The following is a 10,609-nucleotide window of genomic DNA, read 5'->3' as shown; positions in this document are numbered from 1 at the left end:
TTCCGTGAAATAAGCGGGGCATCAGCAAACAAATACAAAGTAGAGGGTAAGATATGATTCTTTTTGACAAACAATTAAACGTCTTTCATTTAAGCAACGATCAAATCAGCTATCTCTTACAGATAGAGGAAGGGGGCAATGTGGCGCACCTTTATTTTGGGAAGAAAATCGCCCATTATTCTGGTGGCTATCGCTACCCACGCCTTGATCGGTCCTTTTCACCTAATCCCCCAGACAGTAGCGATCGGCTTTTCTCATTAGACACCTTGATGCTAGAGTTTCCTGGTAATGGCTTCGGGGACTTTCGAGAAGCTGCCTATACGATTCGCCAGTTTGACGGCAGCCGAGTCAGCCATTTTGTCTTTAGTGATTACCAGATTCAACAAGGCAAACCAGCCTTAGCAGGATTGCCTCAGACCCATGGGGCCGACGACGGCATCGAAACACTGATGCTGTTCTTAAAAGATGATGTGGCGGGACTCGAGCTGCAGCTGTTTTACACGATTTTTGAGGGGGCGGCAGTGATCGTCCGCTCAAGTAAAATAATCAACCACGGAAACCAGCCTGTTACCATCGAACAGCTGGCGAGTCAATCCCTGGATTTTCCTAACCGTCCCTTTGATTTGATCCACTTGCCAGGGGCATGGGCGAAGGAACGCCAAGTGACTCGAGAACCAATCCATCGCGGCATCAAGCGTTTAGACAGCAAGCGGGGTTCCAGCAGCCATCAGCAAAATCCCTTTGCCGTCTTGCTGGAACCTAATGCTACGGAGTTTGCTGGGGAGTGTTTTGGTTTTAGCTTGCTGTATAGCGGCAATCATGAAACCATCATCGAAAAAGATCCTTACCAACAAACCCGTGTGATCATGGGGATCAACAGCCATCAATTTGCCTGGCAATTGCCGCCAACTGAAAGCTTTCAAGCCCCAGAAGCCGTGATTGCTTATAGTGAGGCTGGCTTGAATCAGCTGTCAGCCACCTATCATGATTTTTATGACGAGCATTTGATTCGGGGTAAATACAAAAAGCAAGAACGGCCGATCCTGATCAATAACTGGGAGGCAACGTACTTTGATTTCAATGAAGAAAAGCTAGATGCCCTCGTTGATGAAGCCAAGGAGCTGGGAATCGAACTGTTTGTTTTGGATGACGGCTGGTTTGGTCAGCGAGAAGATGACCAAACCTCATTAGGCGATTGGTTTGAAAACGAAGGCAAGCTGGCTTCTGGCTTGGCAGGATTTGCCCAAAAAGTCCATAACAAAGGGCTGCAATTCGGGCTTTGGCTGGAACCAGAAATGGTTTCTGGCGACAGTGAACTGAACCGACAGCACCCTGATTGGCTATTACAAGTACCCAATCGCAAGCCAGCGCTTAGCCGCAGTCAGTATGTGTTGGACTTTTCTCGACAAGATGTCAGAGACCATCTCTATCAGCAATTATCCCAACTGTTTGATACGGTTGCCATCGACTATATCAAATGGGACATGAACCGCAGTCTGTCGGATGTCTATTCCTTGCTCCTCGATCCTGCCCAGCAAGGGGAGGTTGCACATCGCTATCTGCTGGGCTTGTATGAATTTCTAGAAAAACTGACCACTGCCTATCCAACGATCCTGTTTGAAGGCTGTTCTGGCGGTGGCGGGCGCTTTGATGCTGGCTTCTTGTATTATATGCCGCAGATTTGGACCAGCGACAATACCGACGCCATCGCCCGCCTGAAGATCCAATACGGAACCAGTCTGGTCTATCCGCCATCCACCATGGGTGCCCATGTCTCAGCGATCCCGAACCATCAGACCCAACGGGCAACGGATCTAGCGATTCGCGGCAATGCTGCGATGTCTGGCTTGCTGGGCTATGAGCTTGATTTAACACAACTGACACAAAAGGAAAAAGCGCAGATCAAAGAACAAATCGCTTTTTATAAAAAACATCGGCGCCTGCTGCAGTTGGGCCGCTTTGTTCGACTGCTCAGCCCTTATGAAGGCAATGACGCCGCCTGGCTGTATGTTTCCCCAGATAAAAAAGAAGCGATCGTCTTTTACTTCCGAGTCTTAGCCGAAGCCTCTGCACCATTGGTTACTTTAAAGCTGGCTGGCTTAGATCCAGACCTTACCTATCAAAGTGGGGGAGAGACCTTCGGTGGCGATGAATTGATGCAGCTCGGGTTGTATATCGATCCTCATTTAGCAGGGGATTACGCCACGCAGCGGTTTCATTTTGTTGCAAAAGCGCCTCACGAATGAAAATCAGCGTCCTGTCAAAGCAACATGTTTTGACAGGACGCTTTATTGTGCTGCCGCAAGCATTTGGCTAATGATCGGCAACTGAGAGGTTATTTTTGAACAAATGATTTATTTTTTTCTCGAGAAGTCGTATGATGAAGGAGGAGGCAGGCAGTTTGCTTCTGACAATCAATAAGAGGAGGGTGTTCAACATGGACGAACAGCCACTAGGCAAGGAAACAGAGGCAGGGTTGATTGCTGCAGGATATCGGAAGTATCGTGGCGAAGCGATCGATATTTATTACAATAAAGAAATTTGCACTCACAGCGGCAACTGTGTGCGGGGCAATCCCGCTATTTTTGAAGTTGGACGGCGCCCATGGGTGATTCCTGATAACGGGGAAGCAGCGCAAGCGGCACAAGTGATCCACACTTGCCCCAGCGGTGCATTAAAGTACATATTGAAGGAGGAAGAACCATGGAAATCTTAGAAGAAAACACTCGATTTGTGTTAAAAGACGGCGACAAAGAAATCGGTGAAATGACCTGGTCAGAAGCGGGCGAAACGCGCTTGATCATAGACCATACCTTTGTCGATCCCGCTTATCGGGGCCAAGGTCTGGCCGAAAAATTAGTGGCAAAAGGGGTGGGAAAAGCCCGCAAAGAACAAAAGAAAATCATTCCTTTGTGTCCCTTTGCCAAAAAAGAATTTGAACGCAAACCAGAATATGCCGATGTTTGGAACCAATAAATAAAAAAAGCCCCCCGTCAGCTCAAGCAGGTACCTTTGAGCTGATGGGGGTTTGTGGTATGGCTGATCAATGTTGGAATTGAGCATGGTACAGGCGATAGTAATAGCCTTGTTCTGCCAGTAATTCTTCATGGGTTCCTTGCTCCACGATTTGACCGGCATCCATCACCAGGATCTTGTCTGCTGCTCGAATCGTTGATAAGCGATGGGCGATCACAAAGCTGGTTTTGCCTTCCATCATTTTCAAGAAAGCATCTTGGATTTTTTTCTCAGTCAGAGTATCAACCGAACTGGTTGCCTCATCCAAAATCAGCATGGGTGGGTTGCTGATCATCGTGCGGGCGATCGTCAAGAGCTGCCGTTGCCCGTCAGAGATCTTGATCCCTTGATGACCGATCGGTGTATCTAGTGTTTCTGGTAAGCGCATCACATACTCATACATATAGGCATGCTTTAAGGCATCGTAGATTTCTTCATCTGTGGCAGTGTCATTGCCGTATTGCAGGTTTTCTCGTAAAGAGGCATCAAAGAGCCACGTATCCTGCAAGACCATTCCGAAGCTTTGCCGTAATTCTTCTCGTTTCAACTGACGAATATCAGTGCCATCGATCTTGATTGCCCCTTTATCGACATCATAGAAACGCATCAATAAATTGACCAACGTCGATTTACCAGCACCAGTTTTTCCGACGATCGCGACGGTTTCTCCAGGTTTTGCGGTAAAAGTGAAATCTTCGATCAATTTTTGACCAGGATCATAAGCAAAAGAAACCTCCTCAAAGGCAATCTCGCCTTTGATCTCACCCAGTGATTGAGATTCTTGGTCATCGGCTGTTTCGGGCTCTTGATCCAACAGCTCAAAGGTTCTTGAAAGTCCAGCTAATGCCGTTTGGATCTGGGTGGTAATTCCCGACAATTCAATGAATGGTTTCGAAAACTGACTGGAGTAGATCGTAAAGCTGGAGATCACCCCAACCGTGACGGCACCTGAACCAGAAAAGTAAAGCAGACCGCCGACAAAGCCGACTGACAGATACGCCAAGTGATCGACGAATCGTGAAAGGGGATTGGTCAAAGAAGAAGAAAACTGGGCTTTTTGCCCCCGGACATTCAATTCTTGGTTGATCGTTTCAAAACGGTTTTGGTTGATGGTTTCTCGATCAAAGGCTTTGACAATTTTTTGATTGCCGATCATTTCCGTAACAAAGCCAGAAATTTCGCCGACGATTTCTTGTTGGCGAGCAAAATGCGATTGAGACGTTCGTGCCACGATCCAGTTGACCAAAAAGATGATCGGGGTCAAAACCAATACGACCAACGTTAAGGGCACACTCATTTGCAGCATGACGACTAAGGCGATCAAGACGACCGAAATACCAGAGAACAACTGGTTAAAGACTGCAGCGACGGCAATGGAAATATTGTCCATGTCGTTGGTAAAGCGACTGACGATGTTGCCGTGGGAGTTTTGGTCATAATAGCGCAACGGCAATGTATTGAGATGGGCAAAGCCTTTTTTACGCAAATCGGCGACGGATAAATACGCCACGCGGTTGCCTAGTCGCTGGATCAACCATTGACTGACCACAGTCACTAATACCACTCCGGCAAACAAAAGCAAAATACGATAGAGGGCGCTGAACTGCACTTGATCGGCACCTATCAGCTGATCGACGGCTTGACCGATCTGATACGTCATATAAACCGAGGAAACACCAGCAGCGATCCCGAGGACAACTGCTGCCCAAGTTTCCTTCGCGTAGGCAGTCAAATAAGGGAGGTAGCGACGAAAGGCCGACCAATCGAATGATTTCTTTTTCATGCTTCTTCCTCCTCTGCCTGTGATGCCACGATTTCTTGGTATTCTTTTGACGTTGCCAGTAGCTCTTCATGGGTCCCTTTGCCTACCAAATTCCCTTGGTCTAAGACCAAGATCTGCTGCGCATCTTGGATGGAGCGTACCCGTTGGGAGATGATGATGACCGTACCACGAATGCTTTCTTTTAAAGCCATCCGCAAATCAAGATCGGTTTGATAGTCAAGGGCGCTTAGAGAATCATCCAAAATCAAGATATCTGGTTTAGCGATCAATGCTCTGGCAATCGTTAACCGTTGTTTTTGTCCCCCAGAAAAGTTCTTGCCGCCTTCAAAAATCGGGGTATCCAGTTGCTGCGGCAAGGCTTCAACGAAGTCGCGGCTTTGAGCGATTTCGAGTGCTCGCCAGCACTCTTCATCGGTGGCATCTTTTTTGCCCCATTGCAAGTTTTCTCGAATCGTTCCCGTAAACAGCACGGCGGTTTGAGGCACCATGGCGATTTTTTGGCGTAATTGCTGTAAAGGCCATTTCCGCACATCGTGCCCGTCAACGATCACTTTGCCATCAGCCACATCGTAGAAGCGGGGGATCAATTGGGTCAAGGCAGATTTCCCACTCCCGGTTGGTCCAGTGATACCTAAAATAGTCCCCGGCGCGACTTGGAAATCAATGTTTTTCAAGGCTAATCCGTATTCTTTTGAAAAGCGGAAATCAACGTGCTCAAAGCGAATCGCTCCAACGTTGTTTTTCGGCTGATCCATAAAGACTTCTGAAAGCTCGTCGCCGATCGACGGCTCAGTGGCTAACACTTCGTTGATCCGTGAACCAGATGCAGCGGCACGGGTAAAGATGATCACTAAGTTGGAAACCACGATCAATGCTAAGAGCATTTGATTCATGTAATTGACCAGAGCCAATACTTGTCCTTGCTGCAAATTGCCAATATTGACCTTGAATCCACCGATATAAAACAACGCGATAATGCCGACATTCATGATCAAGGTGGTGGCAGGCGTCAATAAAGCAGAGAGATTTGTGACCCGTAAATAGACGTCACTTAAATCATCAGTGGCTTTATCAAAACGTTTCGTTTCCGTTTTTGTGCGGGCAAAAGCACGAATCACCCGAATCCCGCTTAAATTTTGACTCACTAGTTCGTTCAATTCGTCGAGATGAATTTGAACTTTCTTATATAATGGCACGGTTTTGGCGATGATCCAGAATAAGACGATACAAAAGAGCGGTAAGACGAGAAGGAAAATCAAGCCAGCTTGCCAATCAATGACAAAGGCCATAATCACCGAACCGATACTTAAGAAGGGCGCACGGACCACCAGCCGAATCAGCATTGCCAAAGCAATCTGCATCTGGTTGATGTCGTTGGTCATTCGGGTGATCAAGGTATCCGTCCCGAATAAGTTTAGTTCGCTATGGGAAAGGGTGTTGATTTTTCTCATCAAGCGATTGCGTAGTTCCGTCCCGAAGCCTTGAGAAGCGATGGAAGCATAATACTGACAGATGACGGCACAGATCATGCCTACCACGGACATCACGATCATCCAGATCGTCATTTCAACGACCTTTGACCAATTGTTTTGCCGCAGCCCCTCATCGACTAAAGCGGCCATCTGCAAAGGCAGGATCAATTCAAACACCGCTTCTAAAAATTTGAAAAACGGACCAAGAATAATCTGTTTGCGATAATCCTTGGCATAGCGTAACAAGCTAATCATAAAAAACCTCCTAAATTATTTCGGATGAGCAGGATATTCACTGGCTAAACAGGCATAAACCAAACTATCGGTCCATTCCCCCTTGTTCCACCAGTCTTGGATAAAATGTGCTTCTTGGCGTAATCCAATGCGTTGGCAAAGCTTGGCTGAGGCCTGATTGCGGGCGTCTAGCGTCGCTTGGACCCGATGGATCTTCTGACTGGCAAACAACCAGCCCAACAATTCTTTCAATGCTTCTTGAGCAAACCCTTGTCCGCCAAATGACGGATGGAAGGCATAGCCGATTTCAACGGAAGACGGTTGACCAGTAGACCACACCGACAAATCGCCGATGACCGTTTGATCGTGTAGTACCGCTAAAGAAAGACCTGCTTGGTCCGTCAAGGCGTGCTGTTGGCATTTTTTGGCAAAAGCCGCAGCTGCCGTTTCTGTCTGCCAAGGCTCATGAAGTAAGAAACGGCAGACTTCCGCTTGCCGATAAATAGCAAAGGTATCGGCAAAATCACTTTCTTGAAACGGACGAAGCAGTAAACGTTCACTTGCAATAAAACCCATAACAGCCTCCAATTCTTTAGGGACATCTTACCATAGAACGAAATAGCCGAAAACATCCCCTGAAAAATCTATTCATTTTCTTGCAAAAAAAATGTAAATCACTTGGAAAGTCTTTTTCTAGGAAACGAACCTTGCCGGTTGTTGCTCATTTACCACGACTGCCAGCGGGCAAGAAAGGTTTTTTGCCAATCTCCCAAGGGCAAGATCACTCGCTGCATTTGAAAACGGTAGGTTTCCCCTTTATAAGTAAAGCGAATCGGGACGAGCATCCCTACAACAGGATCTTTGTGCTGTTTTTTCAGCTCAGCAAGCGGTATGCTTTTGTGCTGCACGACTTTTGTCGAGAAAAGATTCAACGCCAAAATCGTCAAATGCTGATCATCCAAGACGAGCAGGCTACGGCTGGTGATGGCGTTGAAGGACTGCCATTTGGCATAGCCGATGGCAGCCCCTTCTGTCCTATAGGGGGCAGCCAACGCTTGGAAGGTTTTTTTATTTAAAAGAAACATGGGTAGAAAACTCCTTATCAATTAGAATCAGTTTCGCCGCAAGCAAGCAATCAGTAATCAATGCAGGAAAGCGGTCAGTCCGTTGCAAATGGCTGCAGCATTTGCCGAACTTTTTCAGTATACGCTTGTTTGAGGACTAACGGGTGGATTTCTTTGATGGTTGGACCAAATTGCAAGAGAAAATCAGCCAGAAAACCCAGCTCATTGTCGGCAATGTGCCCCTCTAAGCAAAGCTCGCTAGGACGTTCCACCACTGCCATGTCAGGATATTTTTCTTGCCTCAAGCGTTCCTTTGCCGATAGATCAAAGCGGATGTGATAGCCCAGTGTTTGTGTCAACACTTGTTGCTGCAGCTGTTTTTCAGCTAACTGCTGCAAGGTATAGCCTGTTTTTTCAGTCGGAGCAAGTCCCTGCATTGCATCACAGCGATAGCGGCGAAAAGCCTGCTTTTGACAGTCATAGGCCAAACAGTACCAGTAGCCAGCACGAAAATCCAGTTGATAGGGTTGTACGGTCTTGTTCGTTTTTTGATAACGCTGATAGGTAAATTGGATGACCTGTTCTTGTACGATCGCTGAAAAAAGCGCTGAGAGGATCGGCGCACTCGTCAATTGAGGCACCCCTTGAAACGAAACCGCCGTCTCCATTTTTTCTAACCACTCGGTGTCTCCTTGATAAAAAGACTGCAACAGTTTTCGCCGTAGCCCTTGATAACTCCGATCAAAAGGAGAATCGGTTAATTTTTGTAAGAGCTGCAAAGCAAAGAAAAGGGTATACCGTTCATTTTTGTCAAAGTACAAGGGGGTCAGTTGATTTTTCAAAATCTGATAGCCGCCATAACGACCGGTTTCTACTACGAGAGGCAAGCCCAGCTCTTCCAATGATTGGACATCACGGACGGCTGTACGTTTTGAGATTGCGAAGGTTTCCATCAAATCGGCTAGATGAAAAGTGGTTTTTCCTTGTAAATACAATAGTTCCTGTGTTAAGCGTTCTGATTTTTTCATTTCTTTCTCCAATGGTGCCAAGTTTTGGCAATATTCACAGTTACACTTATGGTAACAAGAAAAGGAGGAACCAACAAATGATCGAACCCCAAATCGCTTTGTTTTTAACCTTAGACGGCAAAGCCCAAGAAGCCATTCAATTTTATCAAGAAACATTAGACGCAACCCTCTTATTTGCCATCACCAACCAGGAGTATCGTGAGAGACTTGATCCAACGCTGGAGATTCTTGCGGGACAAGAACAGTATCTTTCTCACTCCATCCTACAGATCGGAGATTTCCAGTTGCAGCTGGCAGACAATCCACTAGTTGAAGGAGAGACGATTCAGCGAGGCAATCACTTGTCACTGAGTTTGACGCTAGCGGAGAGTCAAATAGCTCAGAAGCTTTATCAACGATTGAGGCAAAAAGGCAGTCAGACGATCCAAGCACCAAGTGAGAATGCTTTTGCGTTTTTTTATGCAAGTGTTCGCGATCCCTTTGGTGTAATTATTCAGCTGACTGTCGAAAAAGAAGTTGATCCCTCCAAAAAGGGTGAATGAAAAAATCGTTTTTTAATAAAATATCCATAGAAGTTGACTATTTATCCAAGTTTCTTTCAATCCCAGAATTATTTTTAAGGAATGTTTAAAGGACTTCACAGAAAAAGAATAAAACTTCTTAAAAAAATAGGCGGATCGTAAAAATTCTGGTACAATCGGGGAGAGCAATTCAGGAGAAATGAAGGAGGCACTATGGATAGAAAGACGAGATATAAACAGCAAAGAGCCCACAAAGCGCGCAACAAACGCGTGATTATTGGAGGAATCTTTCTTTTCGCCATTGCAGGCATCGTTTTATTTGCCGGCTATACGTATTATGCAGCAAAAAATTCAGTGGATAAAATGTTTAAAGAATCCGCTGTGATAACCTCTAACAAAGGAAAAGAGGATGGATCACTCAAAACATCCGATGTAAGTTCTAAGTTCGGTGTTTTATTGATGGGTGTCGATAATGATGAGGAACGTGAACAAACAGATCATTTAGACAGCGCACGTACTGATAGTTTGATCTACATGGTTTATGATGGCGAAAATAAAAAAATCGATATGGTCAGCATCCCGCGGGATATTTGGACGAATATCTATGATGGAACTGGAACGGGTACGATCTATACCACAGCAAAAATCAATAGTGCTTATACAGTCGGAGAAGAAGATGCCACGATCGAAACCGTTCAAAATTATTTGCAATTACCAATCGATTACTATGTAAATGTGAATTTCATAAGCTTTAAAAAAATTATTGATGCAATTGGTGGTGTAACTGTAAATGTCCCTTACGACATAAATCAAGATTATGCCGCAGATAACTCTGGGGAAACATTGATTCCGGAAGGTCGTCAGTTGTTGAACGGTGAGCAAGCTTTGATTTTTGCGCGCATCCGTAAAATGGATACCGATGTGGATCGAGGAAATCGTCAGCAAGAAGTTATTGAAGCAGCGATCCACCAAGCTTTGAAAATCAATAATGTCACCAAGTACCAAGAAATCTTAGACTCAGTCAGTGAAGACGTGAATACAAACTTTAAGTTTGAAGATTTAGTTTCCCTTGCTGGAAATATGATTTCAGGGTTTGAAATCAATAGTCATACCTTTGAATGGTATGATGGGGAGTCTTACGATGGTCAGTCCATTGTGTACATCCAAGACTACTCTTACAATGAAATCCGAAACGACATGCTTAAGGCATTAAGCAAGCAGACAGAAGAACAGAGTACCCAAAATCAAAACACAGGTGCTCAGACAGGATACGACGACGGGTCTCAAGGAACAGGTTATGGCAACGAGTACGGTACTGACAACGGAACGGGCTATGGCACGGAGTATGGATCAGATTCAAATTATTAATGAAGTATAATTGTCAGAAGCAAGCCAGGAGAAATCCTGGTTTTTTTGCGTTCAAGAGGGGAGCAAATGGTAAATCTTTGTCGCAAGCCACTTTCGTTTTCATCTAGGAAGTGCAGTGCTATGC

The 10,609-nt window shown here is 45.6% G+C and carries 10 protein-coding genes; 5 read left to right on the top strand and 5 right to left on the bottom strand.

Annotated features, from left to right (window positions below):
- Window positions 1–53 precede the first annotated feature (53 nt).
- From ECA1_RS16030 to ECA1_RS16020, 3 genes are all read left to right on the top strand, one after another.
- A complete protein-coding gene (locus ECA1_RS16030; protein WP_060793048.1) occupies window positions 54–2,246 on the top strand; it encodes an alpha-galactosidase in 2,193 nt (730 codons plus the stop codon).
- 191 nt (window positions 2,247–2,437) lie between these two features.
- Window positions 2,438–2,716, top strand: a complete 279-nt coding sequence (locus tag ECA1_RS16025) for a (4Fe-4S)-binding protein (protein ID WP_015509363.1) — start codon at window positions 2,438–2,440, stop codon at window positions 2,714–2,716.
- Window positions 2,704–2,976 (top strand): GNAT family N-acetyltransferase, encoded by a 273-nt coding sequence (locus ECA1_RS16020; protein ID WP_060793047.1) that lies wholly within the window; start codon window positions 2,704–2,706, stop codon window positions 2,974–2,976. The genes ECA1_RS16025 and ECA1_RS16020 overlap by 13 nt, the downstream gene beginning before the upstream one ends.
- A gap of 67 nt (window positions 2,977–3,043) precedes the next feature.
- On the opposite strand, the gene ECA1_RS16015 is transcribed toward ECA1_RS16020, so the two are convergent.
- The 5 genes from ECA1_RS16015 to ECA1_RS15995 all read right to left on the bottom strand — a co-directional run bounded on the left by ECA1_RS16015 (window position 3,044) and on the right by ECA1_RS15995 (window position 8,596).
- Window positions 3,044–4,798: an ABC transporter ATP-binding protein gene (locus tag ECA1_RS16015; RefSeq protein WP_060793046.1), complete on the bottom strand. Its 1,755-nt coding sequence runs from the start codon at window positions 4,796–4,798 to the stop codon at window positions 3,044–3,046.
- Window positions 4,795–6,525 carry an ABC transporter ATP-binding protein gene (locus tag ECA1_RS16010; RefSeq protein WP_060793045.1) on the bottom strand — a complete coding sequence of 577 codons (1,731 nt, stop codon included), beginning with the start codon at window positions 6,523–6,525 and terminating at the stop codon, window positions 4,795–4,797. The genes ECA1_RS16015 and ECA1_RS16010 overlap by 4 nt, the downstream gene beginning before the upstream one ends.
- 15 nt (window positions 6,526–6,540) lie before the next feature.
- Window positions 6,541–7,080, bottom strand: a complete 540-nt coding sequence (locus tag ECA1_RS16005) for a GNAT family N-acetyltransferase (RefSeq protein WP_060793044.1) — start codon at window positions 7,078–7,080, stop codon at window positions 6,541–6,543.
- A gap of 149 nt (window positions 7,081–7,229) precedes the next feature.
- Window positions 7,230–7,589, bottom strand: coding sequence for a hypothetical protein (locus ECA1_RS16000; RefSeq protein WP_060793043.1), 360 nt, complete (start codon window positions 7,587–7,589; stop codon window positions 7,230–7,232).
- A gap of 74 nt (window positions 7,590–7,663) precedes the next feature.
- Complete coding sequence (locus ECA1_RS15995) at window positions 7,664–8,596, bottom strand: helix-turn-helix transcriptional regulator (RefSeq protein ID WP_060793042.1); 933 nt, start codon at window positions 8,594–8,596, stop codon at window positions 7,664–7,666.
- 77 nt (window positions 8,597–8,673) lie between these two features.
- On the opposite strand from ECA1_RS15995, the gene ECA1_RS15990 reads away from it, so the two are divergent.
- Both ECA1_RS15990 and ECA1_RS15985 read left to right on the top strand, forming a co-directional pair.
- Window positions 8,674–9,138: a VOC family protein gene (locus tag ECA1_RS15990; protein ID WP_060793041.1), complete on the top strand. Its 465-nt coding sequence runs from the start codon at window positions 8,674–8,676 to the stop codon at window positions 9,136–9,138.
- Between the two features lie 192 nt (window positions 9,139–9,330).
- Entirely contained in the window at window positions 9,331–10,485 is a 1,155-nt protein-coding gene (locus ECA1_RS15985) for an LCP family protein (protein ID WP_060793040.1), read from the top strand.
- The last annotated feature ends 124 nt before the right edge of the window (window positions 10,486–10,609 follow it).

The organism is Enterococcus casseliflavus NBRC 100478 (genome assembly GCF_001544095.1).
Taxonomy (GTDB): domain Bacteria; phylum Bacillota; class Bacilli; order Lactobacillales; family Enterococcaceae; genus Enterococcus_D; species Enterococcus_D casseliflavus.
Note: the sequence above shows the minus strand (reverse complement) of the source record. Positions and strands in the feature narration are given on the sequence as shown.